This is a genomic window from Pseudomonas sp. GD04091 (genome assembly GCF_029836165.1).
Classification (GTDB): Bacteria; Pseudomonadota; Gammaproteobacteria; order Pseudomonadales; family Pseudomonadaceae; genus Aquipseudomonas.
The window spans coordinates 1-24,734 of sequence record NZ_JAOEBG010000012.1 but is presented as its reverse complement, the minus strand read 5'-3'; the positions used below and the strand labels follow the sequence as shown (position 1 = coordinate 24,734).

Here is a 24,734-nt window from a genome sequence, read left to right as displayed (position 1 = left end):
GATTGGGCCTAGCGGAATTGAGCCAAGAACCGCAGGTCGTTGTCGAAGAACAGACGCAAATCGTTGACGCCATAACGCAGCATGGCCAGGCGCTCGGCGCCCATGCCGAAGGCGAAGCCCTGGAACTCTTCCGGGTCGATGCCGGACATGCGCAGCACGTTCGGGTGGACCATGCCGCAACCCATCACTTCCAGCCAGCCGGTCTGCTTGCACACTCGGCAGCCCTTGCCGGAACACATCACGCACTGGATGTCGACTTCGGCGCTCGGCTCGGTGAAGGGGAAGAACGACGGGCGGAAGCGCACGGCCAGTTCTTTCTCGAAGAACACCCGCAGGAACTCTTCGATGGTGCCCTTGAGGTCGGCAAAGTTGATGCCGCGGTCGATCAGCAGGCCTTCGACCTGGTGGAACATCGGCGAGTGGGTGATATCCGAGTCGCAGCGGTACACACGGCCTGGGCAGACGATGCGGATCGGCGGCTGGGTGCTTTCCATGGTGCGCACCTGTACCGGCGAGGTGTGGGTGCGCAGCAGCATGTTGGCGTTGAAGTAGAAGGTGTCGTGCATCGCCCGGGCCGGGTGGTGGCCGGGGATGTTGAGCGCTTCGAAGTTGTGGTAGTCGTCTTCGACCTCGGGGCCTTCGGCGATGCCGTAGCCGATGTGGGTGAAGAACTGCTCGATGCGCTCGAGAGTACGGGTGATCGGGTGCAGCCCACCGGTGGTCTGGCCACGGCCTGGCAGGGTGACGTCGATGCATTCGGCGGCCAGGCGAGCGTTGAGCTCAGCCTCTTCAAAGCCGGCCTTGCGTGCGTTGAGCACGTCGGTGACGCGTTCCTTGGCGTCGTTGATCAGCGCGCCGACCTTGGGGCGCTCTTCGGCTGGCAAGTTGCCCAGGGTCTTCATCACCTGGGTCAGCTCGCCTTTCTTGCCGAGGTATTGGACCCGGATCTGTTCCAGGGTAGTGATGTCTTCAGCGCGTTCCACCGCCTCGAGGGCTTGGGCAACCAGCGCGTCCAGGTTTTCCATGTACAGACTCCAGATACGAAAATAGGGGAAGAGCTTTTGAAGGCTCTTCCCCTATCCGATGACGTTTTACACCCGACGGCGCAGGCGCCGCCGGATGATTGTCGTGGGTACTTAAGCCAGTACGGCTTTAGCCTTCTCGACAATCGCAGCAAACGCCGCTTTTTCGTTCACTGCCAGATCGGCCAGAACCTTGCGGTCGATTTCGATCGACGCCTTTTTCAGGCCAGCAATCAGACGGCTGTACGACAGACCGTTGGTGCGGGCACCGGCGTTGATACGAGCGATCCACAGTGCGCGGAACTGACGCTTCTTCTGACGACGGTCGCGGTAGGCGTATTGGCCTGCCTTGATGACCGCTTGCTTGGCAACGCGGAATACGCGCGAGCGTGCACCGTAGTAGCCTTTAGCCAGTTTCAGAATTTTCTTGTGACGCTTACGAGCGATGACGCCACGCTTTACACGAGCCATGAGTAACTTCCTCTATCTTTGACCGAAATTAACGTACGCGCAGCATGCGCTCGACTTTTGCCACGTCAGACGGGTGCAGCAAGCTGGCACCGCGCAGTTGACGCTTACGCTTGGTCGACATTTTGGTCAGGATGTGGCTCTTGAAAGCGTGCTTGTGCTTGAAGCCGGAAGCGGTTTTCAGGAAACGCTTCGCAGCACCGCTCTTGGTTTTCATTTTTGGCATGTTGGAACTCCGCATTCGATAAAATTACACAATAATCATCAGGCCTGCCGTGCCCGGGAGATTACTTCTTCTTTTTGGGGGCGATGACCATCATAAGCTGGCGTCCTTCCATCTTCGGATGCTGCTCAACGGTGCCGTATTCGGCGAGGTCGGTTTCGACCCGCTTCAACAGCTCCATGCCCAGCTCCTGGTGGGCCATCTCACGGCCGCGGAATCTCAGAGAGATCTTGGCCTTGTCCCCATCGCTAAGGAAACGTACCAGGTTGCGTAGTTTTACCTGGTAATCCCCTTCTTCCGTCCCTGGACGAAACTTGATTTCTTTGATCTGGATCTGCTTCTGGTTCTTCTTGGCTTCGTTGGCCTGCTTCTTCTTCTCGAAGAGGTGCTTGCCGTAGTCCATCACCTTGCAGACGGGCGGTTGCGCGTCTGCAGAGATTTCCACCAGATCCAGCTTCGCTTCATCAGCGATACGCAGCGCTTCATCAATCGAGACGATGCCAATCTGCTCGCCGTCAGCACCAATTAACCGAACCTCGCGTGCCGAGATATTCTCGTTGATCGGGGCTTTCGGTGCAGTTCGTTTATCGTTTCTCATTTCACGCTTAATAGTCATTACTCCGATTCTTGGCGACCACGCCGGGACACCGCTTGCGACAGCAGCTCAGCGAACTGCGCGACGGGCATCGAGCCCAGGTCTGCGCCTTCGCGGGTGCGCACAGCGACGGTTTGCGTTTCGACTTCGCGGTCCCCTATAACCAAAAGGTAAGGGACCCGCAGCAACGTATGCTCGCGGATTTTAAAGCCGATCTTCTCATTTCTCAAGTCAGACTTGGCACGGAATCCGCTTCCGTTCAGCGTTTTTTCCACCTCGAGGGCGAAATCGGCCTGTTTGTCGGTGATGTTCATGATCACCGCCTGGGTCGGCGCCAGCCACGCCGGGAACACACCGGCGTAGTGTTCGATCAGCATGCCGATGAAACGCTCGAACGAACCGAGGATGGCGCGGTGCAGCATGACCGGGCGAACACGGCTGTTGTCTTCGGCGATGTAGCTGGCGTCCAGACGCTCCGGCAGGTTCGGGTCGTACTGCAGGGTGCCGCACTGCCAGTTACGGCCGAGGCAGTCGCGCAGGGTGAACTCGATCTTCGGGCCGTAGAACGCGCCCTCGCCCGGCTGGTATTCCCACTCCAGGCCCGACTCGTTCAGGGCGTCGGCCAGCGCGCCCTCGGCGCGATCCCACAGCTCTTCGGAACCGACACGCTTGGCCGGACGGGTCGACAGCTTCATGGCGACATCGGTGAAGCCGAAGTCCTTGTACACATCCAGGGTCAGCTTGATGAAGTCGGCGGCTTCCTTCCTCACCTGCTCTTCGGTGCAGAAGATATGCGCGTCGTCCTGCACGAAGCCACGCACGCGCATGATGCCGTGCAGGGCGCCGGACGGCTCGTTGCGGTGGCAGGCGCCGAACTCGGCCAGGCGCAGCGGCAGGTCGCGGTACGACTTCAAGCCCTGGTTGAACACCTGCACGTGGCACGGGCAGTTCATCGGCTTCACCGCGTAGTCACGGTTTTCCGACGAAGTGGTGAACATGTTCTCGGCGTAGTTGGTCCAGTGCCCGGAGCGCTCCCAGAGGATGCGGTCGACGACTTGCGGAGTCTTGATCTCCTGGTAGCCATTGTCGCGCTGAATCTTGCGCATGTACTGCTCGAGCACCTGGTACACGGTCCAGCCGTTGGCGTGCCAGAACACCATGCCCGGTGCTTCTTCCTGCAGGTGGAACAGGTCGAGCTGCTTGCCGATCTTGCGGTGGTCGCGCTTCTCGGCTTCTTCGATGCGCTGGATATACGCGGCCAGCTGCTTCTTGTCGGCCCAGGCCGTGCCATACACGCGCTGCAGCTGCTCGTTCTTGGCATCGCCGCGCCAGTAGGCGCCGCTCAGCTTGGTCAGCTTGAACGCCTTGAGGAAGCGCGTGTTCGGCACGTGCGGGCCGCGGCACATGTCGACGTATTCTTCGTGGTAATACAGGCCCATGGCCTGTTCATCCGGCATGTCCTCGACCAGGCGCAGCTTGTAGTCTTCGCCACGCTGGGTGAACACGTCGATGACTTCGGCGCGCGGGGTCATCTTCTTGACGACGTCGTAGTCCGTGTCGATCAGCTGCTGCATGCGCTTTTCGATGGCGGCGAGGTCGTCCGGGGTGAAGGGACGCTCGTAGGCGATGTCGTAATAGAAGCCTTCGTCGATCACCGGACCGATCACCATGCGGGCGGTCGGGTACAGCTGCTTCACCGCGTGGCCGATCAGGTGGGCGCACGAGTGACGGATGATCTCCAGTCCCTCTTCATCTTTGGGGGTGATGATCTGCAGGGTGGCGTCGTGGTCGATCTTGTCGCAGGCATCGACGAGCTTGCCGTCGACCTTGCCGGCCAGGGTGGCCTTGGCCAGGCCTGCGCCGATCGAAGCGGCGACTTCGGCCACGGATACCGGCTGGTCGAACGAACGTTGACTGCCATCGGGAAGAGTAATAATGGGCATGGCGCCTCCTCTCCTAGTGGTGACCCCTACCAAAGGTCACGTGGGTTGGGATGAGCCAGTACAAGATCCGCCCTGCCTTTCCCACGGGAAAGCCTGCCTCACAGTGGCAGAGACCTTTCGGCCTGCCAGGGACGAACCAGAGTGACTGGAAGGTAAAAAAAGAAATGCGCCCGCACAGGGCGTGGCGCAAGGGCGCATGCTAGCACGGGGCTAGAACGGCCGGCAGAATTATTTGGAAATTACGCCTTGGCGGTGAACTTGTACGGAAAATTTCCTATCAGACCCTCTGAAGCAACCTACTCTTGATGAGACCTTTACCCAAGGAGTGTCCGGTTATGCGACTTCAGTCCCTTCTGGCCGCCTGTGCCGTGAGCGCCCTGCTGCTGCCGCTGACAGCCAACGCAGGCAGTTTTCCCGCCGGCAAGGAAGCGTCCTACATGGAGCAGTGCCAGCAAGTGGCGAGCGGCCAGGGCGTGGACGCGGCGACGGCGAAGAAGCACTGCGAATGCGGCGCCAAAGTAATCAAGGAGAAATTCAACGACAAGGAAATCAATGACCTCACCACTGCGGAGGATGGCGTTGACGCCAACCTGATGCAGAAGGCCCAGCAGGCAGTACGGGCCGCCTGCACCGCAAAATAAACAGGGTTAGCTGGCCATTGCACGCATCTTTTGCCCTAGATCAACATCCTGCGAAGGTAAAAGGCGCTAGATGCGCAGAAATGGACTATGATGTTGCTGGTGCACCTGTGGCCTCGGCAACATCGCACCTCGAAAAAAAATCATGTTTCTGGAGATTCATCCCATGTCCAATCGCCAAACCGGCACCGTCAAATGGTTCAATGATGAAAAAGGCTTCGGCTTCATCACCCCACAAGGCGGCGGCGACGACCTGTTCGTACACTTCAAGGCCATCGAAACCGACGGCTTCAAGAGCCTGAAAGAAGGCCAGACCGTTTCCTTCGTTGCCGAAAAAGGCCAGAAGGGCATGCAGGCTGCACAGGTTCGTCCGGAGTAATTCGGGTCGCAACAAAAAAACCCGCCACTTGTGGCGGGTTTTTTATTGGCTGCGTTTCAGCCCGTCGGGCCCAACCCTGCACGCAAAAGGGGCGCAAAGCGCCCCCCCTGGGCGTTCGATCAGGGTGCCTCGATACCCGTGGTATCGCCAATCAACGACTCGGCCTTGAGCGGCACCGGCGCCACCTTGCGCAACGCTGCCACCTGCCCCGCATCCACCGCCGACGCCTGGTTCCCCCAGCTGCCGCGAATGAAATTGACCACATCGGCCACCTGCCGATCCGACAACCGCCAGCCGAAGCCCGGCATGCTGAAGGTCGAAGGCGCCGTCGCCGTGGCCGGCAGGGTCGCCCCCTCCAGCACGATATGGATCAGCGAGGTGGCGTCCGCACCCTGCACCACCGGATTACCGGCCAGCGCCGGGAACACCCGGGCGTAACCTTTGCCGTCGGTGCGGTGGCAGGCCCCGCAGTTATCGACGTAGAGCGCCGCGCCGGCCTTGCCGTCATTGCCCTGCCATAGCGCCTCGGCGACCGCGCGGTCCTCCTGGAAGGGCCTGTCGTCCGGGCTCACCGGTGGCAAGGTCTTCAGGTAGCGGGCGATAGCTGTCAGGTCGGCGTCGCTCATGTATTGCATGCTGTGCTCGACCACGTCGCTCATGCCGCCGAACACCGCCGTGCGCTCGTTGCGCCCGGTCTTGAGGAAGGCGACGATCTGCGCCTCGTCCCAACTGCCGAGACCATCCTTGTGGTCGCCGCGCAGGCTCTTGGCGATCCAGCCCTCCAAAGGCGCGCTGCCGGACAGGAAGGCATCGCCGTCGGCGGCATCCAGGGCCTTCTCCTGCATGGTCAACGCCCGCGGCGTATGACAGGCACCGCAGTGGCCCAGCCCTTCGACCAGATAGGCGCCACGCGCCACCACCGGGTCGCGCCCGGCGGCCTCAAACGGCTGCACCGGCGGCGCGAACAGCCCGCGCCAGAACGCCAGCGGCCAGCGCATGCTCAGCGGCCAGGGAATGTCACTGTCCTTGTTGCGCTGCTCCACCGGCTGCACGCCCTGCATGAAGTAGGCATAGAGCGCCCGCATGTCCTGGTCGCTGACCCGCGCATAGGACGGATACGGCATGGCCGGATACAGCGTGCTGCCGTCCTTGCCGATGCCCTGGCGCACGGCGCGCTCGAAGTCCTCGTAGCTGTACTGGCCGATACCCGTCATATCAGGCGTGATGTTGGTCGAGTACAGGGTACCGATGGGCGTCTCCATGGGCAGCCCGCCAGCGAACGGCTTGCCACCCTTGGCGGTATGGCAGGCCACGCAGTCGCCGGCGCGGGCCAGGTACTCGCCCTGGCGGACCAGCGCCGGGTCGACCGCGTCGGCGGCCTGCAGCGCGGTGCTGGCGCCCAGGCCCAGCATGGCGATGAGCAGTGTCTTCATGTTGGCCTTCCTCATGCCTGCACCAGTGGACCGGGATTCTTCAGGTAGCGCTCGCGGATCGCCCGCGCCGACCAGTAGGTCAGCGCCGCCACCAGCCCGGTGGGGTTGTAGCCCAGACCCTGGGGAAAGGCCGAGGCGCCGGGGACGAAGACGTTGTGTACGTCCCAGCACTGCAGGTAGCGGTTGAGCGCGCTGGTCTTGGGATCGGTACCCATGATCGCGCCACCATTGAGGTGAGTGGTCTGATAGGTGGACGCATCGAAGTGCTGGCCGAACGCCTTCCTGCCCGCGCTGATCGCCTTGGGGCCCATGGCTTCGGCGATCTTGCCCATGCGCTCGACCATGAATCGGTTCATCTTCACGTCGTTGTCCTTCCAGTCGAAGGTCATGCGCAGCAAGGGCTGGCCGTAGGCGTCCTTGTACACCGGGTCCAGGTCGAGGTAGTTGTCGCGGTAGGACTGGTGCGCGCCATGGGCGTCCATCGACAGCATGTGCCGGTAGCTGTCGGCCACCGCGGCCTTCCAGCCACTGCCCCACTTGGGTGTGCCCGGCGGCACCTTGGTGCCGGAGATCGGCTTGGCGCCGGCCTGGTTGACCCAGAACGGCGAGCCGCCGACGAAGCCGTGAGGCCCATGGTCGAAGTTGTCAGCGTTGAAATCGTCCACCGCCACGCCATTGCCGCCGGCGCCGATGAAGGGGTTGGTGTGGTGGCTGTCGCGGTCGAAGAACGCCGTTACGGTGGAGATGTTCTGGTAGGCGAAGTTGCGCCCGACCACGCCTTCATTGGTAACCGGATCATAGGGTTTGCCGATCCCCGAAAGCAGCATCAGGCGCACGTTGTTGTACTGGAACGCGCCGAGGATCACCAGGTCGGCGGGTTGCTCGACCTCGCGCCCCTGGCTGTCGACGTAGGTCACGCCGGTGGCCAGGCGCTGGTCGGCGCTCAGGTTGACCCGCAGCACGTGGGCGTTGTTGCGCAGCTCGAAGTTCGGCACCTGGCGCAGGGCCGGGAGGATGTTCACGCTGGGCGACGCCTTGGAATACATGTAGCAGGCGTAGCCGCTGCAATAGCCGCAGAAGTTGCACGGCCCCATCTGCGCGCCGTAGGGGTTGGTGTACGGCCCGGAGGTGTTGGCCGACGGCAGGTTGTAGGGGTGGTAGCCGACTTCGCGGGCGGCTTTCTCGAACAGCTGCGCCGACACCGTGTTCTTCTGCGCCACCAGCGGGAAGTCGCTGGAGCGGTCGGCGGCGAACGGGTTGCCGCCCTTGTCGCGCCCCACCACCTGGCCGTTGATCGACCAGGCCGTGCCGGAGGTGCCGAACACCTTCTCGGCGAAGTCGAAGTACGGTTCCAGCTCTTCATAGCTCACGCCGAAGTCCTGGATGGTCATGCCCTCGGGAATGAACGCCTTGCCGTAGCGCTCCTCGTAGTGGCTGCGCAGGCGCAGTTCCACCGGGTCGACGCGAAAATGCACGCCGGACCAGTGCAACCCTGCCCCGCCCGTGCCGGTGCCAGGCAGGAAGGCGCCGAACTGGCGATACGGCACGGCCACGTCGTTGACGCTGTGGCGCAGGGTCACGGTCTCCCGGGAGATGTCCATGAACAGCTTCTTGCGCGAGTTGTAGGTCAGCTCGTCCATGGTCTGTGGGTAGACGCCGTCCGGATAGGTGTCGCGGGCCGGGCCGCGCTCCAGGGCCAGCACCTGCAGGCCGGCCTCGGTCAGTTCCTTGGCCATGATCGCCCCGGCCCAGCCGAACCCGACGATGACCACATCGACTTTCTTCATCATCTGGCTCATGGCTCAACCTCGCTCGCCGCTGATGGACACTGGCGGGAAGGGATAACGCTCGTCGCGTTCCACCCAGTCCATGAAATCGGCGCGAGCGCCGGGGAAGCCAACCAGCTTCCAGCCGGCCAGGCCCTGGTTGCCACCGTGCAGTGGATCGCTGAAGAAACCCTCACGGGTGTTGAGCCAGAGCATGCCGAAGAAAGTGGCCGCCGGCACCGAGGCGAACGGCGCCTGGCCGCCGTCCAGCGCCTCCAGCGCCCGCTGCTGTTGTGCAGGGTCCAGCGCCGCGAAGGCCTTGCCGAACCGTGCCTGGCACCAGGCGTCGGTTTCGGCGATGCCCAGCCGGTAGATCTCCTGCGGGCTGAGCTTGAGCTGGTAGCCCAGCTCGCTGGGCGCATCGGGATGGAACGGCCCCTGCATGTACCACAACCCGCCACTGCCGTAGCGGGTGTTGAGTTGGCGGTCGATGAACTCGGGCACGCCGGCATCGGCCGCGCCGGGGCCCAGGGCATCGGTGGGAATGAGCACGGCGACGGCGGCACTGACGAAGGCCCACTCCTGCCGGGTGAAGAAGGTCGGTTGGTAGGCGCGCGCCGGGGCCGGACGGGCCGACTCGACGGGGGCCGGAGTGGCGCTGTCGGCGAGCACTGCGCTGCCCAGCCCCGAGCTGGCGAGGGTCGCCACCGGGATCAGGGTCAGGGATTGGCGCAGGAACGCCCGGCGCGCCGGTTGCACGGAGGCGGGTTGGTCCTTGGACATGAGGATGTCTCTCTGTTGATCAGGTCATACGGAAGTCGTCGCCCTTTTCACCCATGGAAATCCCGGGGGCGCCAACGAGATAGCGCTGTCTCGCGACGGCGGCCTCGTTTCGCGAAGGAGTCGCGTTGCGACCCCGGGATTTCGCATCAGGCAAGGGCTGTTGTTATGGCAAGCATGGGGCAAGCGAACGGCTCGCCCGGTTCATTTTTTTCGCCACGACCAGGCGTCGGGGTTGACCAGGTTTTGCGGCCGTTCGCCGGCCAGCGCGGCCAGCAGGTTGTCCACCGCGCAGCGGGCCATGGCCTCGCGGGTTTCCACCGTGGCCGAGCCAATGTGCGGGGTCAGCACCAGGTTGTCCTGCTGCAGCAGCGCAGAATCGGCCGGCAGCGGCTCCTGCACGAACACATCCAGCCCGGCGCCACGAATGCGCCGCTCGGCCAGGGCACGCAGCAACGCCGGCTCGTCCAGCACCCGGCCTCGGGAGATGTTCACCAGGATCGCCGAGGGCTTCATCAGCGCCAGCTGCGGCTCGCCGATCAGGTTTTCGGTCTCGGCAGTCAACGGCAGGCACAGGCAGACGAAATCCGCCTCGGCCAGCAACGCCTCCAGGCTGCGGTAGCCGGCCGCGAATCGCGCCTCCACCTCAGGCCGGGGCTGACGGGTGTGGTACAGCACACGCATGCCGAAACCAGCATGCGCGCGACGCGCCAAGGCCTCGCCAATGCGGCCCATGCCGACGATACCCAACGTCTTGCCGTGGACGTCGCAACCGAATTGCGCCGGCCCGATCCCGGCCTGCCAGTGGCCGGCGCGGATCCAGCCATCGAGCTCGGCCACACGGCGGGCGCAGGCCAGGATCAGGGCGAAGCCGGTGTCGGCGGTCGTCTCGGTGAGCACGTCGGGGGTGTTGGTCAGCAGCACGCCCTTCTGGTTCAGGGCGTCGATGTCGTAGTTGTCCACGCCGACCGACACGCTGGAGACCACTTCCAGCTGCGGTGCCAGGTCGAGCAGCGCGCGATCCAGACGCAGGCTGGCGCCGAGCAGTCCATGGGCGCCCGGCAGCGCGGCGCGCAGGCGGACCAGGCCATCGGCGTTGGGCGACTCGACCAGGGTTACCTCGGCGTGCGCCTGCAGGCGGGCCATGAGCTCATCGGACAGGCGTTTGTAGAGGACGATGCGTTTTCTCATTGCGCGATACCTATCGACTGGGCGCCAGGCATTGCTGCCGCGCCTGTTGCAAGGGGTTGAGGACAGCGGTCAGGGCCACGGCCGCCAGCAGCGCGCCGCACATGAACAGGTAGGACGCGCCGGGGCCGCCGGTCACGCCGTTGAGGTAGCCCACCAGCCAGGAGCCTGAGAACGAGCCCAACGCCCCCATGCTGTTGATCAGCGCCATGGCGCCACCGGCGACGTTGGCCGGCAGCAGCTCGGGCACGATGGCGAAGAATGGCCCGTAGGGCGCGTACATGCAGGCCCCGGCGATCACCAGCAAGGCGTAGGACCACCAGAAGTGCTCGGTGCCCAGGCTGTACGAGCCATAGAACGCCAGCGCGGCGATCAGCAGTGGCGGCCAGACGAAACGCTTGCGCTTTTGCAGGCGGTCCGAGGCCCAGGACACTCCGAGCATGGCCAGGACCGCGCCAAGGTAAGGCAATGCTGACAGCCAGCCGGCGGTGACGATGTCCAGCGCCGCCGCCTGCTTGAGGATCGACGGCAGCCAGAGGACGAAGCCGTACACGCCGATGCTCCAGCAGAAGTACTGCAGCGACAGGATGATCACCGTCGGCGAACGGAACGCCTCGCGGTAGTTCTTCACCGGCTTGATGCCCTGCTGTTCGGCGGCGAGCGCCTCGCGCAGCGCCGCCTTCTCCTGGGCATCCAGCCACTTGGCCTGCTCCGGGCGATCGTCCACCAGGCGCCACCAGATGAAGGCCCAGAGGATCGCCGGCGCGCCCTCGATGATGAACATCCAGCGCCAGTCGAACTGCTGCACCAGGTAGCCCGAGACCACCGACATCCACAGGATGGTCACCGGATTGCCGAGGATCAGGAAGGTGTTGGCCCGTGAACGCTCGGCGCGGGTGAACCAGTGGCAGAGGTAGATGAGCATGGCCGGCATCACCGCCGCCTCCACCACGCCCAGCAGGAAGCGGATGACGATCAGCAGGTAGACGTCGTGCACCACGCCGGTCAGGGTGGCCAGCCCGCCCCAGAGAATCAGGCTGGCGAAGATCAGTTTCTTCACGCTGCGCTTCTGCGCGTAGATCGCGCCCGGCACCTGGAAGAAGAAATAGCCGAGGAAGAACAGCGCGCCGAGCAACGACGACAGCGCCGGGGTGATCTTCAGGTCGTCGGCCATGCCCGAGGCCGCGGCGAAGCCATAGTTGGCCCGGTCGAGGTAGGCCAGGCTGTAGGTGATGAAGACGATGGGCATGATGTACCACCAGCGTCTGGGGGCGAGTCGGTCGATCTGCATGAGGGTTCTCCTGGTCTTGTTGTTCTTGTCACATCAGGTTCCGGACGAGCCGGTGGTTCAGCATGGGTTGAGCGCAGCGTCTTCATGACGGTCCAGCTCATGGCGTCGCGGCAGGCCTTCCATGTCGCCGCGGCTCTGCACCGCGCGGCTGCCGCACCAGTTGCCCCGGGACACCGCGCGGCGCAGCGGCAGGCCCTCGAGCAAGGCGCTGATCACGCCGACGGCGAAGGCATCGCCCGCGCCCACGGTGTCCACCACTTGGGCCACCGGCTGACCGGGCACCACGCCATGCTCGCCCCGGGCATCGCGCCAGTAGGCGCCTTGGGCACCGAGCTTGATGGCCACGCACTGCACGCCCTGCTCGAGGTAGAACTCGGCGATGGCCTGCGGCGACTGGCGACCGGTCAGCAGGCGCCCTTCCTCCAGCCCCGGCAGGACCCAGTCGGCCTTGAAGGCCAAGGCATTGATCTCGCGCACCATGGTCGGTCGGTCCGGCCACAGCGAGGGGCGCAGGTTGGGGTCGAAGGAAATGCTGCGGCCATTGGCGCGCATGCCGTCGAGCAACTGGTGGCACAGCGCGCGGCAACTGGCCGACAGCGCCGGTGGAATACCGGTGGCATGCAGGTGGCGGGCCTGCAGCAATCCAGGTTGTAGTTGCCTCGGTGCCAGGCGACTGGCCGCCGAGCCTCGACGGAAATACTCGACCTTGGGGTCGCGGCCATCGTCGCAGCGCTCCTTGAGCTGGAACCCCGTCGGGTGCTCGGCATCGATCTCGACGTTCGAGCAGTCCAGGCCCTCCTGGCGCAGGGTGTCGAGCACGAAGGCGCCGAGCGAATCGTTGCCCACCCGGCTCAGCCACTGGACCCGCAAGCCCAGGCGGGCCAGACCGATGGCCACGTTGCTGTCGGCACCGGCAATGCGTTTGCCGAAACCGTCGACCGTTGCCAGATCGCCCGGCTGCGCCGCCACGAACATGGCCATGGTTTCACCGAAACACAGGACGTCGCGCTCAACCATGGCACACCTGCCCTTCCAGTTGCGCCAGTTGCGCGACCTGCCGTGCCGTCAGCGTCAGCAGATCCTCGCCGGCCAAGGGGTACTCGATGGCGCGCGGCAGGCCGGGGGCGAAATGCCTCATCAACTCGCGCCATTGAGCCAGATCCAGGGCCTGCGGCACCACGGCCACCAGGCGCCCGTCGGCACGCCGGGCCACCGCCTTGCAGTGCACATAGCGCACCCAACGGCCGAGCAATTGCGCGGCCAGCAGCGGCGATTCGTCATGCCAGTACCAGTTGCCGATGTCGAAGGTCAGGCCCGGTGCCACACCCTGTGCCTGCGCCTCGCGCAAGAAACGCAGCAGGATTTGCAGCCGGCCGCCGTGCGCGGTCTGGTCGTTTTCCACGTACAGCGCCGTCTTGTGCCGCAACAGTGGCGCCAGGGCCTGCAGATCGCAGCCCTCCTGGTAGTGCCCCAGCGAAACCTTCAGGGCCACCGCGCCGATCGCATCCGCCAGGTGCAGGCGCTGGGTGATGGCTGGCTCCAGGCTGCCATCCTCGCGCCACAACTCCAGTGGCGTCGAGTAAAGACTTTGCAGACCATGCTCGGCAGCCAGGCTGGCCAGGCTGGCGGCATCGGGCTCGGCGTCGAACAGTTCCTCGCGCCATTCCACCCGCCGCGCACCGGCGGCGGCCAGCAGCGGCAGGTAGCTGGCCTGGCCCAACTGCCTCACGGCATCGGCACCGAAACTCGACAAGCTGATGGAGACAGTGTTCGTGTGCATCGTGATAGTCCTTGTTCTTGTGGATGAAACCGGTTTCATTTCTGGCCGAGGCAAACGGCGTCCAGGACGCCGTCATCGTTGCAGTCGAGTGGAGCCCCGCGGTATGAGCTCGGCACGCAGGTCCAGGCGCCGGGCCGGCGAATGGCTGCCTTGCAGGCGTTCCAGCAGGCGCTGGAATGCCGCGGCGCCGATACGCTCGGTGGGCTGGGCCAGGGCGCTGATGCCATTGCCCACCAGCGGATACCAGTCCAGTTCGTCGAGCGCGATCAGCCCCACTTCCTGGAACAGCGGCCCGCCTCGCGCGTGCAGCACGCGCACCACTTCGAGCGTGGCGACGCCGTTGCAGGTGAACAGTGCCTGGGGACCGTGCCCTGCCCCGGCGATGAAACCCGCCAACTGCTCGCGCAGCTGCTCGCCCACCTCCAGTACTTGCCCGCGTACACCACGGCGACGGGCGATGGAGGCCTGGAAGGCATCGACGCGCTCCTGGCGGGAGCTGGTGCCGTCGAGCGGCTCGGTCACGGCGAGAATGTCGCGATAGCCGCTGAGCACCAGATGATCGAGCGCCTGCTCGACGGCATCGCCGTTGTCCAGGCCCACCAGGTCGACCGGCAGCCCGGCCAGCTGCCGGTCGACCAGCACCATCGGCAGTTCGCGGGCCAGGCTGGCCAGTTCATCGGCGCGATGACCCAGAGTGTTCACGATCAGACCGTCGACGTTGTACGACTGCAGGGCCTGCAGGTGGCTGCGCTCCTGGTCGTGGTCGCAGTCGGTGTTGCACACCACCAGGCTGTAGCCATGCTGGTGACAGGCGGTTTCGACACCGTGCATCACCGCGACGGAATAGGGGTTGCGGATGTCCGCCAACAGCATGCCGATCAACCCGGTACGGCCGCGCTTGAGCGCGCTGGCCATGCGATTGGGGCGGTAGCCGAGGCGTTCGACCACCGCTTCGATGCGCTGGGCGGTCGCTTCGGCCAGCAGCTGCCGGTCTTCGCCCATGAAGCGTGAGACCGTCGCCTTGGAGACGCCGGCCGCCTTGGCGACCTCGCTGATGGTGACTCTCCCGCGAACGGGAACCGTCTCTTTGTCCACCCCTGAGCCCTTCTTGTTTGCGTATGTGCAGGGTTGATGAAACCGGTTTCAATGAAATCAGGGATGCATCGGGGCGTCAAGTGACGCCCGTTCTGCCAAAGCGGGTGAATGAATGGCCATGCTGCTGTACAGCCGGCGCCAGAGCGTTATGGTAGTGCCCAAGGATTTTTTGGCACTGCCCTGGAGACGGCCATGACTGCACTGTTTCGCCTCAGCTTGCTGCTACTGGTCATCGGCATGCTGCTGGGTGACATCGTGCTGGCCAGCCTGGGATTGATCGGCTTGTGCGGGGGCGCCATCTATCTCGATATCCGCCAGGACAGCCAGGCGCCAGGGGCCGGCGAGTCGGAATTCACCGCGTAGCGCGCACCATGTCCTCCCACTGCGCCGCGAGCTCCTGCGCCGATTGCGCCACGACCCCGCGCAGATCCCGTGGATATTCCACCCCCATCGCCTCTTCGAAGCGCGCCACGCTGAATTGCCCGTTACTGGCCCGCAGCACGAAGCCACTGACCTTGCACGCCTCGGAGACGAGGAAGGCAAACCCAGGCGCCACCCACTCCGGTTTCAGGTCCTCCGGTTCCCCCTGCTCGCCCCACATGCGTGTGCGTGCCACCGGCGACAGCGCGTTCACCAGAATGCCATGGGGCGCACCCTCGGCCGCCAGGGCATTCATCAGCCCCAGCTGCGCCATCTTGCCAGCCGAGTAGGCTGCCAAGCCGGGCCGGGCATGGCAGCGATACATCGCCCGGTCGGAGGTCCCCAGCACGATACGCGGCGCGGTGGATTGCTTGAGGTACGGCCAGGCGTGCTTGCATAGCCACAATGGCGCCTGCACGTTGATGCCCAGGGCCCGATCGAGGAACTGCGCGGTGGTCTGCTCGACCATCTGGTAGTCCACCCAACCCGCGTTGTGCACCAGCGCATCGAGGCTACCGAAGCAGGCCACGCAGGCCTCCACCAGTTCCCGGCACTGGACCTCATCGGTCAGGTCACGGCACAGACCTTCGACCCGATAGCCCATGGCCCGCAGCTCGGCCGCCGCGGCGGCCACCACCAACGGATCGCTGCCACGCCCCTGGTTGTCGGTCCCCAGGTCACTGATCATCACCCGCGCGCCACTTTCAGCCAATGCCCGGGCGGCCGCCAGGCCCAGGCCACGGGCGCCGCCGGTGATCAGAACGGTCTTCGCTTGCTTCATCCAGGTCTCCTTGTCCAGCCACGAGCCTAGCCAGCGAATGCCGCAAAGTTGAATACTATTGGCCGTCGTCAGCGATATCGAACCGATATCGCCCCCGCCAAGGACGCCTTGCCGTGATCGAAACCCGTCTGCTGCGCCAGTTCGTCGCGGTTGCCGAAGAGCTGCACTTCCACCGTGCCGCCGAGCGCCTGCACATGGCCCAGCCACCGCTGAGCCAGGCGATCGCCCGACTCGAGCAACGCCTGGGCTTCGCCTTGTTCGTGCGCCACTCCCGTGGCGTCAGGCTGACCCCGGCCGGCTCGCACCTGCTGGACACCGCGCGTGCCACCCTGCACGCCCTGGAGCAGGGCGTGCAGCAAGCGCGCGGTATCGCCAAGGGCCAGACCGGCGAGCTGCGCATCGGCAGCCTTGCGCTGGCCGGCCACCCGGAGCTGCTCGCCAGCCTCAAGCGCTTTCGCCAGCAGTGGCCACAGGTGCAACTGACCTTGCAACAGGCCAGCTCCGCGCAACTGGCGCGCGCTCTGCTCGACGAACGATTGGACCTGGCCGTGTTGCGCGACGTGCCGGAGCTCGACGAACGCCTGCACTGGCGCCTGTGGCACGAAGAGGCGCTGCTGCTGGCCTTGCCGGCCGACCACCCGCGCGCCGGCGAACCTAGCGTCGCCCTGGCCGGGTTCGCCGAGGAACCGTTCGTGTTCACTCCCAGGAGCCTGGGCAGTCGCTATCACCAGCACCTGCTCGAGCTGTGCCAGGCCGCCGGGTTCAGCCCGCGCATCGTCCAGGAGGCGGCGCAACTGCAGACGGTCGCCAGCCTGGTCGCCTGCGGTTTCGGCGTTGCCCTGCTGCCGGCTTCCGCGGCCCACGCCAATCGCCAGCCAGACGTCTGCTTCGTGCCCCTGGACGATGTCTCGGCACCGCTGCCACTGTACCTGGCCTGGCGTGCCGGTGACGGTTCCCTGGCCCGCCAGCGCATGCTCGAGCTGCTTACAGGCTGACCCCCAACGCCTGGCGCAACTGCTCGCCACGGCTATCGTCCGCCGCGCTGACCAATGCAAAGTTGTAGTCGCCGTGGGACCAGTAGCGGGCCTGCAACTGGCCATCGGTGCGCTGGCCGCTGGGCATGCGCTCGAAATGTTCGCCAGGCGAGCGCAGGAACAGGCTGATGCGTTGCCCTTGGCGATCCTGGAACACCAACAGCGCCGCCGGCCCCGCCTCGTTGCTCAGCAAGCGTGCGCCCACCGGCTGGAAACCGTAGCCGGCCAGGTCCGGCAGCTGCCCGACGCGGTTGAAGTGACGCCCAAGCCAGGCTTGCAAGCGGGCCGGGTCGCTGGCCTGCAGATCCAGCGAGGTGGTGTCGGCGAACAGGCGGTGCGCCTGTACCGCGTCGGCCATCGGCAGGTTGCCGGCCACCAGTGTCGCTTCACGCGCCTGCCAGCCCCCCAGCCCACCTACCCCCAGGGCGACCAGCAGCACGGCGGCCGAGGCCAGGCGACGTTGGCGCCGCTGGCGCACGCGGCGGCGCAGTGGTGCAAGATCGAGTGCCGGATCGCTCGGACGCTCGCCAAAGCCCGCCAGCGCCGCACGCAAGCGCCGGGCATCGCTGCGCCAGGCCTCGATCCGCGCCGCCTCCTGTGGGTTGGCGGCCAGCCATGCCTCGACCTCGGCCCGGCGCACGGGCTCCAGGCGCTCGTCGACATAGGCGTGCAGCTCGTGCTCGGTGGGGATAAGACGCGTCATTTCAGTCTCCGCAGGGCCGGTGGCGTCGGGTTGCCTTCGGTCAGTTCACGCAGGGCGGCGCGGGCGCGCGACAGACGCGACATCACGGTGCCGATGGGAATGCCCAGGGTCTCGGCCGCCTCCTTGTAGCTCAAGCCTTCGACGCTGACCAGCAGCAACAGTGCGCGCTGCTCGGCCGACAAGCGGGCGAACGCCTGCAGGTCGACCTGGGCCTGGACGATGCTCTCGATGTCGCCACCGACCGGCTCCTCGGCCTGCTCCCTGCCGAACCAGGCGAGCCAGCGCGCATGCAGGCGCTCGCGGCGTTTGCCATCGAGAAACAGTCGATAAAGGATGGTGAACAGCCATGGCCGCAGGCTGTCGGCGTCACGTTGCTGGCCACCCCTGCTCAGGGCTCGCTCGGCGGTGGCCTGGACCAGGTCGTCGGCACTGCCGGGCTCGCGGGTGAGCCACAAGGCGAAACGGCGCAGGCGCTGCAGCAGTTCGCGCCATTGTTGGTCGTCCAGATCGTGCATGGTCGGGTCCCAGGCCCCAGTGGGCAGTCAGTGTAAAGGGCAGACGCACCGGCACGAAATCTATTCCCGCCCGCGCATCATTCAGGCCCCAGCGTGAAAGCGCGCGGCGTTGCGACGCGGAATAAACCCGCCGCCCATCCGTCGTACCGGCTCATTCCACTCGATCGGACCGTCCCCATGAGCACTCCCCTGCACGGCCCCGCCAAGGTCCTGCGCCTGGCCGCCATCGGCGCCACCCTCGCCGCCCTGGGCGCAGGCTTCGCCTACGCCGCCGGCTGGATCGGCACGCCCGGACTGACCCCACAGCGCATCATCGACACCTTCGAGGCACAGGCCGGGCACCATCCCGGCTACCGGAAGAACCACGCCAAGGGCCTGTGCGTCAGCGGTTATTTCCAGAGCAGCGGCCAGGCCGCGCAGTGGTCTTCCGCTCGGGTCTTCAGCCAGCCAATCGTCCCCGTGATCGGACGCTTCGCCATCGGCGGCGCCAACCCGTTCGCCCCCGACACCGCAGTGCCGGTACGCAGCCTGGCGATCCAACTGAGCAGTGACGACGGCCAGATCTGGCGTAGCGGCATGAACAACCCGCCCGTGCTCGCGGTGAGCACGCCGCAAGCCTTCTACGAGCAGGTCCTGGCCGGCGCCCCCGACCCGGCCACCGGCAAGCCGGACCCGGCGAAGCTGCAGGCCTTCTTCGCCGCCCACCCGCAAAGCGCGGCATTTCGCCAATGGGCCGCCAGCTACAGGCCCAGCGACAGCTTCGCCAGCACCGCCTACAACAGCATCAACGCGTTCCGCCTGATCGATGCCGGCGGCAAGGCACATCCGGTGCGCTGGACCCTGGAACCACAAACCCCCTTCGCCGCCCTGCCCGGCCAGGTCGACGACAGGCAGTTCCTGCAGCACGACCTGCAACGGCGTCTGGCCCAGGGCCCGCTGCGCTGGACCTTGCGCCTGACCCTGGCCGAACCGGGCGATCCGGTGGACGACCCGGCCCGCCCCTGGCCGGCCGGGCGCCGCAGCATCGACGCCGGTACCCTGGTGCTGGAGCAGGTCGACGGTCCCGAGCAAGGCGCCTGCCGCGACCTCAACTTCGACCCGCTGATCCTGCCCCACGGCATCGAACCCTCCGCCGACCCGATCCTCGCCGCCCGCTCGGCCGCCTACTCGGTGTCGTTCAACCGTCGCAGCCACGAAGCGCTGAGCGAAGGAGCCCGCCCATGACCCCTACCGCCTTCCACCCCCTGGCCCGGCTGCTGCACTGGCTGATGGCCGTGCTGATCCTGGCCATGCTGTTCATCGGCGTGGCCATGGTCGGCGACCTGTCGCCCCGGCATCCGCTGCTGGTCGAGCTGCACAAGGCCACCGGCCTGGCCCTGCTGGTGCTGGTGCTGGTGCGCATCGCCCTGCGCCTGAGCCTGCCGCATCCACCGCTGCCCGCCGGCCTGCCCCGGCTGCAGCGCCTGGCCGCTGGCGCCTCGCACCTGCTGCTGTACGGCCTGATGCTGGCCATGCCGCTGCTCGGCTGGGCCATGCTCTCGGCCGGCGGTTACCCCCGCCCTCTGCAGCTACCTGCCATCGCCCCACACGACCTGCCGTTGTATGCGCTGTTGCGCCAGGCCCATGGTTGGCTGGGCTACTTGTTGTTCGCCACGGTGCTGTTGCACCTGGGCGCGGCACTGATGCATGCGCTAGTACGCCGCGACGGCGTGTTGCGTAGCATGTGGCCAGGTCCGCTGCGTCGCAGTGATTGAGCACTGTCGGGGTCGACAAATGTAAACAGTTGTTACTAACATCGGCGCTCTTTTTGTCGAACTGCCTTGGACTGCTCATGAACGTTGCAAAGGATCCTGCCGCATTCACCCCGACCAGCACCCTGGACTTGCGTCCACTGATGCTGGTCAGCGTTGCCTGCACCATGTCGATGATGGCCTTCGCCGCCTTGATCGGACCGATCGCTCGCCTGCTGGGCATGGCCACCTGGCAGGCCGGCGCGGCCGTGACCGTGGCCGGCGTGGTCTGGGTGATGCTCGCCCGCCCCTGGGGGCGCCTGGCCGACCGCTATGGACGGCGCCGCGTGCTGCTGCTGGGCAGCGGCGGTTTCACCGTGGCCTACTGGGTGCTGTGTCTGTTCATCGATGGCGCACTGCGCTGGCTGCCGGGCGCGACCCTGGCCTTCTTCGGGCTGATGGTGGCCCGAGGCCTGATCGGCGCCTTCTATGCCGCGCTGCCAGTGGGCGCCAACGCGCTGATTGCCGACCACATCGAACCCCAGCGCCGGGCCCGGGCCATGGCCGCGATGGGCGCCGCCAATGCCATCGGCCTCGTGCTCGGCCCGGCCGCCGCCGCGCTGCTGGCGCGCTACAGCCTGAGCATGCCGTTCTATGTGCTGTCGCTGCTGCCGGCTACCGCTTTCATCGTGCTGCTGTTCAAACTCAAGCCACAGCCCTTGGCCCAGACACAAGCACCGAACCCGGTGCGACTGTCCGACCCACGCCTGCGCCGACCGCTGCTGGTGGCCTTCAGCGCCATGCTCAGCGTGACCGTGTCGCAGATCGCCGTCGGCTTCTTCGCCCTCGACCGCCTGCAACTGGAGCCGGCCGCCGCGGCCCAGACCGCCGGCATCGCCCTGACCACCGTGGGCGTGGCGCTGATGCTGGCCCAGGTGTTCCTGCGCCAGCTCGAATGGCCGCCACTGAAGATGATCCGCGTCGGCGCCAGTGTCTCGGGGCTGGGCTTCGCCGCCGCAGCCCTGGCCACCAGCGCGCCCTGGTTGTGGGGCACGTTCTTCGTCGCCGCGTTCGGCATGGGCTTCGTGTTCCCGGCGTTCTCCGCCCTGGCCGCCAACGCCATGCATGCCTCCGAGCAAGGCGCCACGGCCGGCTCGATCGGCGCGGCCCAGGGCATGGGCGCGGTGGTCGGGCCGCTGGCCGGGACCTTGGTCTATGCCCTCGACCCACGCCTGCCATTCCTGGCCATCGGCGCCCTGCTGCTGGTGGTCGGCCTGTGGCCGGCACCCGCCGACCAGCGTCACTGAGACGTACAGCGCGCAACCTGTGCAGAGTGTGTTTTAATGCGTCGCCCATTATTTTTGACACCTCTGCAAACAAGGCGGCTATGGACACGGGGACACGACTCAAACTGGTGCGTGAACGCAACAACCTCTCCCAACGGGAACTGGCCCGCCGCAGCGGCCTGACCAATTCGACGATCTCGCAGATCGAACAGAACCGGGTCAGCCCTTCGGTCAGTTCCCTCAAGAAACTGCTCGAAGGGATCCCCATGTCCCTGGCGGAATTCTTCAGCTTCGACGAGCCGGTGCGCGAAGAACGCTTCGTGTTCCGCGGCGGCGAACAGCCCGACCTGGGCCGCAATGGCCTGCGCATGCTGCTGATCGGCGCCAGCGTCGAAGGCCGGCAGATGCGCATGCTGCGCGAGCTGTACGCGCCGGGTGCAGATTCCGGCGAGCCGATCGTGCATGCCGAGGGTGAGGAATGCGGCCTGGTGACCCGTGGCACCATGGAACTGTGGGTCGATGGCCAGGTAAGCATCCTCAACGCTGGCGACGGCTACTACATCCCCACTACCCTGCCCCACAGCTTCAAGAACATCGGCCCCGACGAGGCCGAGATCATCAGCGCCAACACCCCGGCCAACTTCTGATCCCATCATACCCGACGTTGGCAGCCGCGAGGTTTACCAGTGCCTGCGTGACGCGGCCCTTGGCGTCCAGCCATTGATGCAAGGCGCCCGCCACGCAGGCGGGTGCGCCGTCGACGTGTCGATCGACGGGTGGCGACTGACCCTGGTGCTGGACGGCGACGGCCTGGTGCATTGCAGCGGCTGCCACTGCCCGGATGGGCGCCAGGCGAGCCTGGAAGACTGGCACCGGTATGGCACCAATCCAGTCGATTACCTGAGTATCTGGGAGCGCGGGCGGATCGAGCGACTGCTCGTGTCCGAGGATGTCTGAGCCGGAGATAATCTTGCGCCCCGCGAAGCAGGCACTGCGGTGGATGGCACCGGCTACGCCGGTGTTCGCGGGTGAACCCGCTCCCACAGAACTCCAGCCTAATCCTTGACGCGCTCACGCCTGCCGGTCTAACGCATCCTCGACAAAATCCAGACGATCCTGACCAAAGAACATCTGCTCACCGACAAAGCAGGTCGGCGCACCGAACAGCCCACGCTCCACAGCCTGCTCCGTGGCCTGCTTGAGGGCCTCCTTGACCTCCGGCCGCGCCGCCAGCGCCAGAAATGCCAGGGGATCGAAACCGCCCTCGACCAGGGTCTGCTCCAGCACTGCCGGCTCCGACAAGTTGCGCCGCTGCACATACAACCCCTCGAACAAGACCTTGAGCAGCGCCTCGAACCGCTCCGGTGCCTGTAGCTGGGTGCCCATCACCCCACGCATCAAGGTCAGCGTATTGACCGGAAACCCGGCCGGCAGCCCCAGCGGCACGCCATAGCGATCGGCATAACGCTTGAGATCGATGCGCATATAGCGCCCCTTGGCCGGGACCATTACCGGCGATGCATTGCCGGTGGCCTGGAACACCCCGCCCAGCAGCATCGGCCGATACACCAGCTGGGCACCTTTGCCCGCGCAGAGAGCGGGCAGCTGGGTCCAGGCCAGGTAGGTGGCCGGGCTGCCCAGGTCAAAGTAGAACTCGACGATCTTGCTCATGCTGCAGTCCTTTTATGAGTGAAGGGATCACCAGCGCTCCATCCACGGGCGCAGGTCCAGTTCGAAGGTCCAGGCGTCACGAGGTTGCGCATGCAGGAACCAGTAACTGTCGGCGATGTGCGCGGGGTCGAGGATGCCGTCCTGATCCTTGAGCGCATAACGGTCGGGGAAGGTGTCGCGGATGAACGCGGTGTCGATGGCGCCATCGACCACCACATGGGCGACATGGATGTTTCGTGGCCCCAGCTCCCGCGCCATGCTCTGGGCCAGGGCGCGCAGGCCATGCTTGGCGCCGGCGAAGGCGGCGAAACCGGCCGCGCCACGGGTGCCGGCGGTGGCCCCGGTGAACAGAAGGGTGCCGCGCTCGCGGGTCACCATGCGCCGGGCCACCGCCTGGGCGGTGAGAAAACCGGCGAAGCAGGCCATCTCCCAGATCTTGAAATATTTACGCGGCGTCTCTTCGAGGATGCTGCAAGGGACATTGGCGCCGATATTGAAGACAAAAGCCTCGATCGGGCCTATATCGCGCTCGATGGTTTCCACCAGTTCGGCCACCTCCTCCTCCTTGCGCGCGTCGGAGCCGAAACCATGGGCCTGGCCGCCCTCGGCGCGGATCTCGTCGAGCAACGGTTGCAGCTTTTCAGCCTGGCGGCGTGTCACGCAGGCGATATAGCCCTCGCGGGCGAAGCGCTTGGCGATTTCGCCACCGGTGGCGTCACCTGCGCCGATCACCAGCACGACCTTTTGTTGTTCTGCCATGGACCGTTCCATTGATGAATGATCGTTTAGTAAACGAACGCTATGCTACGATCCCCCTCATCGTCAAGCCCGCACGAGAGGTTCCGCGGATGCGCTACACCACCGACCACAAGCAACAGACCCGCGAGAAGCTGCTGGCCAGCAGCGGCGCGCTGGCCAAGCGCGGGGGCTTCGCCGCCACTGGCGTGGCCGGGCTGATGAAAGCCATCGGCCTGACCGGTGGCGCCTTCTACAACCACTTCCCGTCCAAGGACGACCTGTTCAGCGAGATCGTCCGCCGTGAACTGGCCAACAGCCCGTTGGCGCGCCTGGTCGAACGCGGCACCGACCGTGCCCGGCTCAAGCGTCTGCTCGACCAGTACCTGAGCCTGGCCCACCTGCACAATGCCGAAGGCGGCTGCCCGTTGCCGCCGCTGGGGGTGGAGATCGCCCGCGCCGAGCGGCCAGTGCGCGAGCAGGCCGAGCACTGGCTGGTGGAACTGCACCAGGCGTGGAGCGAGACTCTCGATGACCCCGAACTGGCCTGGGCCTTGCTCAGCCAGTGCGTCGGCGCCTTGGTGGTCGGCCGCATGCTGGCCAGCGAATCGGTGCAGGCGCAGGTGCTGGCGGCCAGCCGCGATTGGGTCGACCGGGTCTTCGATGAAGCTCGCTAGCGCGCTGTTGGGGCTGTTGCTGGCCCTCCCCGCCTTCGCCCAGGACGCCTGTCCGACCGGGCAGTACCAGGTGTGCCTGGTCGTGTGCTTCTGCGCCCCCATCGACCCCGGCCAGGGCGGCCAGGTGTTGCAGGATGTCGAGCGCATGGCCACCGGCAGCCTGGTGTTCGCCCTGCGTCAGGCCCGTGACGAGGCCGTGGCCAGCGGCAGCGAGCCGATTCCACTGCATATCCGTGCCCAGCTCGAGCCGTGGTATGACTTTGCCGTGCTGGATGCGGCGCGCTACCGAGTGGGCGATGAACGGCAGATCAGCGCCGCCAATGCACTGCTGCGCAACCCCGACGTGAATGCCGTGACGCTGATCGACACCATCATCTTCCGCCGCCCCGCCGATGCCGAGGACAACGTGGCGCTGTGGGCCCATGAGCTCAAGCATGTGCAGCAATACCAGGACCTGGGGGTGGAAGAATTCGCCCGCCGCTATACCCGGGATTACCAGGCACTGGAGGGACCGGCCTACGAGATCGAGGCGAAAGTGGCCAAGGCGTTGCGCGAAAAGGCATCCGGCGGGCCGCGCTGAC

Annotated in this window: 29 protein-coding genes; 11 read left to right on the top strand and 18 right to left on the bottom strand. The window is 65.7% G+C overall.

All coding sequences use genetic code 11. The annotated features are described in order from the left end of the window. Positions 1-8: 8 nt before the first annotated feature. The 5 genes from pheS to thrS form a co-directional block, all read right to left on the bottom strand. On the bottom strand, positions 9-1,025 hold the full coding sequence (gene pheS / locus N7422_RS15815) for a phenylalanine--tRNA ligase subunit alpha (protein ID WP_279807390.1): 1,017 nt from the start codon (positions 1,023-1,025) through the stop codon (positions 9-11). 111 nt (positions 1,026-1,136) lie between these two features. Beyond that, a complete protein-coding gene (gene rplT / locus N7422_RS15810) occupies positions 1,137-1,493 on the bottom strand; it encodes a 50S ribosomal protein L20 (RefSeq protein ID WP_003250671.1) in 357 nt (118 codons plus the stop codon). A gap of 28 nt (positions 1,494-1,521) precedes the next feature. Beyond that, positions 1,522-1,716, bottom strand: a complete 195-nt coding sequence (rpmI, locus tag N7422_RS15805; RefSeq protein ID WP_003250667.1) for a 50S ribosomal protein L35 — start codon at positions 1,714-1,716, stop codon at positions 1,522-1,524. Between the two features lie 61 nt (positions 1,717-1,777). Next, positions 1,778-2,329 (bottom strand): translation initiation factor IF-3, encoded by a 552-nt coding sequence (infC, locus tag N7422_RS15800; protein ID WP_011533207.1) that lies wholly within the window; start codon positions 2,327-2,329, stop codon positions 1,778-1,780. After that, complete coding sequence (thrS, locus tag N7422_RS15795; protein WP_279807389.1) at positions 2,329-4,251, bottom strand: threonine--tRNA ligase; 1,923 nt, start codon at positions 4,249-4,251, stop codon at positions 2,329-2,331. The genes infC and thrS overlap by 1 nt, the downstream gene beginning before the upstream one ends. 335 nt (positions 4,252-4,586) lie before the next feature. Here thrS and N7422_RS15790 point away from each other — a divergent pair, with 335 nt between their 5' ends. Further along, the gene (locus N7422_RS15790) at positions 4,587-4,892 is read left to right on the top strand and encodes a hypothetical protein (RefSeq protein WP_279807388.1); all 306 of its coding nucleotides are present in this window, start codon (positions 4,587-4,589) and stop codon (positions 4,890-4,892) included. A gap of 163 nt (positions 4,893-5,055) precedes the next feature. Further along, complete coding sequence (locus N7422_RS15785) at positions 5,056-5,268, top strand: cold-shock protein (RefSeq protein WP_007956027.1); 213 nt, start codon at positions 5,056-5,058, stop codon at positions 5,266-5,268. Positions 5,269-5,387: 119 nt separating this feature from the next. Here N7422_RS15785 and N7422_RS15780 read toward each other — a convergent pair whose 3' ends face one another. From N7422_RS15780 to N7422_RS15745, 8 genes are all read right to left on the bottom strand, one after another. After that, positions 5,388-6,701: a cytochrome c gene (locus tag N7422_RS15780; RefSeq protein ID WP_279807387.1), complete on the bottom strand. Its 1,314-nt coding sequence runs from the start codon at positions 6,699-6,701 to the stop codon at positions 5,388-5,390. An 11-nt stretch (positions 6,702-6,712) separates the two neighbouring features. Beyond that, entirely contained in the window at positions 6,713-8,500 is a 1,788-nt protein-coding gene (locus N7422_RS15775) for a GMC family oxidoreductase (protein WP_279807386.1), read from the bottom strand. A gap of 3 nt (positions 8,501-8,503) precedes the next feature. Next, positions 8,504-9,250 (bottom strand): gluconate 2-dehydrogenase subunit 3 family protein, encoded by a 747-nt coding sequence (locus tag N7422_RS15770; RefSeq protein ID WP_279807385.1) that lies wholly within the window; start codon positions 9,248-9,250, stop codon positions 8,504-8,506. A gap of 201 nt (positions 9,251-9,451) precedes the next feature. After that, positions 9,452-10,438: a D-glycerate dehydrogenase gene (locus N7422_RS15765; RefSeq protein ID WP_279807384.1), complete on the bottom strand. Its 987-nt coding sequence runs from the start codon at positions 10,436-10,438 to the stop codon at positions 9,452-9,454. A 10-nt stretch (positions 10,439-10,448) separates the two neighbouring features. After that, positions 10,449-11,726, bottom strand: a complete 1,278-nt coding sequence (locus N7422_RS15760) for an MFS transporter (RefSeq protein WP_279807383.1) — start codon at positions 11,724-11,726, stop codon at positions 10,449-10,451. A gap of 57 nt (positions 11,727-11,783) precedes the next feature. Further along, positions 11,784-12,743: a sugar kinase gene (locus N7422_RS15755; protein ID WP_279807382.1), complete on the bottom strand. Its 960-nt coding sequence runs from the start codon at positions 12,741-12,743 to the stop codon at positions 11,784-11,786. Next, positions 12,736-13,506, bottom strand: a complete 771-nt coding sequence (locus N7422_RS15750) for an AP endonuclease (RefSeq protein ID WP_279807381.1) — start codon at positions 13,504-13,506, stop codon at positions 12,736-12,738. The genes N7422_RS15755 and N7422_RS15750 overlap by 8 nt, the downstream gene beginning before the upstream one ends. A gap of 72 nt (positions 13,507-13,578) precedes the next feature. Continuing rightward, on the bottom strand, positions 13,579-14,601 hold the full coding sequence (locus tag N7422_RS15745) for a LacI family DNA-binding transcriptional regulator (protein ID WP_279807380.1): 1,023 nt from the start codon (positions 14,599-14,601) through the stop codon (positions 13,579-13,581). A 192-nt stretch (positions 14,602-14,793) separates the two neighbouring features. Here N7422_RS15745 and N7422_RS15740 point away from each other — a divergent pair, with 192 nt between their 5' ends. Then, positions 14,794-14,964, top strand: a complete 171-nt coding sequence (locus N7422_RS15740) for a hypothetical protein (RefSeq protein WP_279807379.1) — start codon at positions 14,794-14,796, stop codon at positions 14,962-14,964. Here the strand turns inward: N7422_RS15740 and N7422_RS15735 are convergent. After that, a complete protein-coding gene (locus tag N7422_RS15735; RefSeq protein ID WP_279807378.1) occupies positions 14,954-15,802 on the bottom strand; it encodes an SDR family NAD(P)-dependent oxidoreductase in 849 nt (282 codons plus the stop codon). The two genes, N7422_RS15740 and N7422_RS15735, sit on opposite strands and share 11 nt — an antisense overlap. 113 nt (positions 15,803-15,915) lie before the next feature. Between N7422_RS15735 and N7422_RS15730 the strand changes: the two genes are divergently transcribed. Then, positions 15,916-16,797 (top strand): LysR substrate-binding domain-containing protein, encoded by an 882-nt coding sequence (locus N7422_RS15730; RefSeq protein WP_279807377.1) that lies wholly within the window; start codon positions 15,916-15,918, stop codon positions 16,795-16,797. Here N7422_RS15730 and N7422_RS15725 read toward each other — a convergent pair. Both N7422_RS15725 and N7422_RS15720 read right to left on the bottom strand, forming a co-directional pair. Beyond that, a complete protein-coding gene (locus N7422_RS15725; RefSeq protein ID WP_279807376.1) occupies positions 16,787-17,539 on the bottom strand; it encodes an anti-sigma factor in 753 nt (250 codons plus the stop codon). The two genes, N7422_RS15730 and N7422_RS15725, sit on opposite strands and share 11 nt — an antisense overlap. Beyond that, a complete protein-coding gene (locus N7422_RS15720; RefSeq protein ID WP_279807375.1) occupies positions 17,536-18,054 on the bottom strand; it encodes a sigma-70 family RNA polymerase sigma factor in 519 nt (172 codons plus the stop codon). The genes N7422_RS15725 and N7422_RS15720 overlap by 4 nt, the downstream gene beginning before the upstream one ends. Positions 18,055-18,231: 177 nt before the next feature. Here N7422_RS15720 and N7422_RS15715 point away from each other — a divergent pair, with 177 nt between their 5' ends. The 5 genes from N7422_RS15715 to N7422_RS26875 all read left to right on the top strand — a co-directional run bounded on the left by N7422_RS15715 (position 18,232) and on the right by N7422_RS26875 (position 22,027). Then, entirely contained in the window at positions 18,232-19,278 is a 1,047-nt protein-coding gene (locus N7422_RS15715; protein ID WP_279807374.1) for a catalase family peroxidase, read from the top strand. Further along, positions 19,275-19,808, top strand: a complete 534-nt coding sequence (locus N7422_RS15710; RefSeq protein WP_279807373.1) for a cytochrome b — start codon at positions 19,275-19,277, stop codon at positions 19,806-19,808. Before N7422_RS15715 ends, N7422_RS15710 begins: the two co-directional genes overlap by 4 nt. Positions 19,809-19,885: 77 nt before the next feature. Continuing rightward, positions 19,886-21,091, top strand: coding sequence for an MFS transporter (locus N7422_RS15705; protein ID WP_279807372.1), 1,206 nt, complete (start codon positions 19,886-19,888; stop codon positions 21,089-21,091). 80 nt (positions 21,092-21,171) lie between these two features. Then, positions 21,172-21,717 carry a cupin domain-containing protein gene (locus N7422_RS15700; protein WP_279807371.1) on the top strand — a complete coding sequence of 182 codons (546 nt, stop codon included), beginning with the start codon at positions 21,172-21,174 and terminating at the stop codon, positions 21,715-21,717. A 115-nt stretch (positions 21,718-21,832) separates the two neighbouring features. After that, positions 21,833-22,027 (top strand): hypothetical protein, encoded by a 195-nt coding sequence (locus tag N7422_RS26875; RefSeq protein WP_347815268.1) that lies wholly within the window; start codon positions 21,833-21,835, stop codon positions 22,025-22,027. Between the two features lie 114 nt (positions 22,028-22,141). Here N7422_RS26875 and N7422_RS15690 read toward each other — a convergent pair whose 3' ends face one another. Both N7422_RS15690 and N7422_RS15685 read right to left on the bottom strand, forming a co-directional pair. Beyond that, on the bottom strand, positions 22,142-22,741 hold the full coding sequence (locus N7422_RS15690; protein ID WP_279807370.1) for a 2-hydroxychromene-2-carboxylate isomerase: 600 nt from the start codon (positions 22,739-22,741) through the stop codon (positions 22,142-22,144). A gap of 27 nt (positions 22,742-22,768) precedes the next feature. After that, positions 22,769-23,500, bottom strand: coding sequence for an SDR family oxidoreductase (locus tag N7422_RS15685; protein WP_279807369.1), 732 nt, complete (start codon positions 23,498-23,500; stop codon positions 22,769-22,771). Positions 23,501-23,589: 89 nt separating this feature from the next. Between N7422_RS15685 and N7422_RS15680 the strand changes: the two genes are divergently transcribed. Both N7422_RS15680 and N7422_RS15675 read left to right on the top strand, forming a co-directional pair. Then, positions 23,590-24,153: a TetR/AcrR family transcriptional regulator gene (locus N7422_RS15680; protein WP_279807368.1), complete on the top strand. Its 564-nt coding sequence runs from the start codon at positions 23,590-23,592 to the stop codon at positions 24,151-24,153. After that, positions 24,140-24,733, top strand: a complete 594-nt coding sequence (locus tag N7422_RS15675; RefSeq protein WP_279807367.1) for a DUF4157 domain-containing protein — start codon at positions 24,140-24,142, stop codon at positions 24,731-24,733. The genes N7422_RS15680 and N7422_RS15675 overlap by 14 nt, the downstream gene beginning before the upstream one ends. Position 24,734: the final 1 nt, after the last annotated feature.

Bases quoted from the DNA above. Each gene is read 5' to 3' on its own strand.
- pheS (WP_279807390.1), bottom strand. From the start codon at position 1,025: ATGGAAAACCTGGACGCGCTGGTTGCCCAAGCCCTCGAGGCGGTGGAA.
- rplT (WP_003250671.1), bottom strand. From the start codon at position 1,493: ATGGCTCGTGTAAAGCGTGGCGTCATCGCTCGTAAGCGTCACAAGAAA.
- rpmI (WP_003250667.1), bottom strand. From the start codon at position 1,716: ATGCCAAAAATGAAAACCAAGAGCGGTGCTGCGAAGCGTTTCCTGAAA.
- infC (WP_011533207.1), bottom strand. From the start codon at position 2,329: ATGACTATTAAGCGTGAAATGAGAAACGATAAACGAACTGCACCGAAA.
- thrS (WP_279807389.1), bottom strand. From the start codon at position 4,251: ATGCCCATTATTACTCTTCCCGATGGCAGTCAACGTTCGTTCGACCAG.
- N7422_RS15790 (WP_279807388.1), top strand. From the start codon at position 4,587: ATGCGACTTCAGTCCCTTCTGGCCGCCTGTGCCGTGAGCGCCCTGCTG.
- N7422_RS15785 (WP_007956027.1), top strand. From the start codon at position 5,056: ATGTCCAATCGCCAAACCGGCACCGTCAAATGGTTCAATGATGAAAAA.
- N7422_RS15780 (WP_279807387.1), bottom strand. From the start codon at position 6,701: ATGAAGACACTGCTCATCGCCATGCTGGGCCTGGGCGCCAGCACCGCG.
- N7422_RS15775 (WP_279807386.1), bottom strand. From the start codon at position 8,500: ATGAGCCAGATGATGAAGAAAGTCGATGTGGTCATCGTCGGGTTCGGC.
- N7422_RS15770 (WP_279807385.1), bottom strand. From the start codon at position 9,250: ATGTCCAAGGACCAACCCGCCTCCGTGCAACCGGCGCGCCGGGCGTTC.
- N7422_RS15765 (WP_279807384.1), bottom strand. From the start codon at position 10,438: ATGAGAAAACGCATCGTCCTCTACAAACGCCTGTCCGATGAGCTCATG.
- N7422_RS15760 (WP_279807383.1), bottom strand. From the start codon at position 11,726: ATGCAGATCGACCGACTCGCCCCCAGACGCTGGTGGTACATCATGCCC.
- N7422_RS15755 (WP_279807382.1), bottom strand. From the start codon at position 12,743: ATGGTTGAGCGCGACGTCCTGTGTTTCGGTGAAACCATGGCCATGTTC.
- N7422_RS15750 (WP_279807381.1), bottom strand. From the start codon at position 13,506: ATGCACACGAACACTGTCTCCATCAGCTTGTCGAGTTTCGGTGCCGAT.
- N7422_RS15740 (WP_279807379.1), top strand. From the start codon at position 14,794: ATGACTGCACTGTTTCGCCTCAGCTTGCTGCTACTGGTCATCGGCATG.
- N7422_RS15735 (WP_279807378.1), bottom strand. From the start codon at position 15,802: ATGAAGCAAGCGAAGACCGTTCTGATCACCGGCGGCGCCCGTGGCCTG.
- N7422_RS15725 (WP_279807376.1), bottom strand. From the start codon at position 17,539: ATGACGCGTCTTATCCCCACCGAGCACGAGCTGCACGCCTATGTCGAC.
- N7422_RS15720 (WP_279807375.1), bottom strand. From the start codon at position 18,054: ATGCACGATCTGGACGACCAACAATGGCGCGAACTGCTGCAGCGCCTG.
- N7422_RS15715 (WP_279807374.1), top strand. From the start codon at position 18,232: ATGAGCACTCCCCTGCACGGCCCCGCCAAGGTCCTGCGCCTGGCCGCC.
- N7422_RS15710 (WP_279807373.1), top strand. From the start codon at position 19,275: ATGACCCCTACCGCCTTCCACCCCCTGGCCCGGCTGCTGCACTGGCTG.
- N7422_RS15705 (WP_279807372.1), top strand. From the start codon at position 19,886: ATGAACGTTGCAAAGGATCCTGCCGCATTCACCCCGACCAGCACCCTG.
- N7422_RS15700 (WP_279807371.1), top strand. From the start codon at position 21,172: ATGGACACGGGGACACGACTCAAACTGGTGCGTGAACGCAACAACCTC.
- N7422_RS15690 (WP_279807370.1), bottom strand. From the start codon at position 22,741: ATGAGCAAGATCGTCGAGTTCTACTTTGACCTGGGCAGCCCGGCCACC.
- N7422_RS15685 (WP_279807369.1), bottom strand. From the start codon at position 23,500: ATGGCAGAACAACAAAAGGTCGTGCTGGTGATCGGCGCAGGTGACGCC.
- N7422_RS15680 (WP_279807368.1), top strand. From the start codon at position 23,590: ATGCGCTACACCACCGACCACAAGCAACAGACCCGCGAGAAGCTGCTG.
- N7422_RS15675 (WP_279807367.1), top strand. From the start codon at position 24,140: ATGAAGCTCGCTAGCGCGCTGTTGGGGCTGTTGCTGGCCCTCCCCGCC.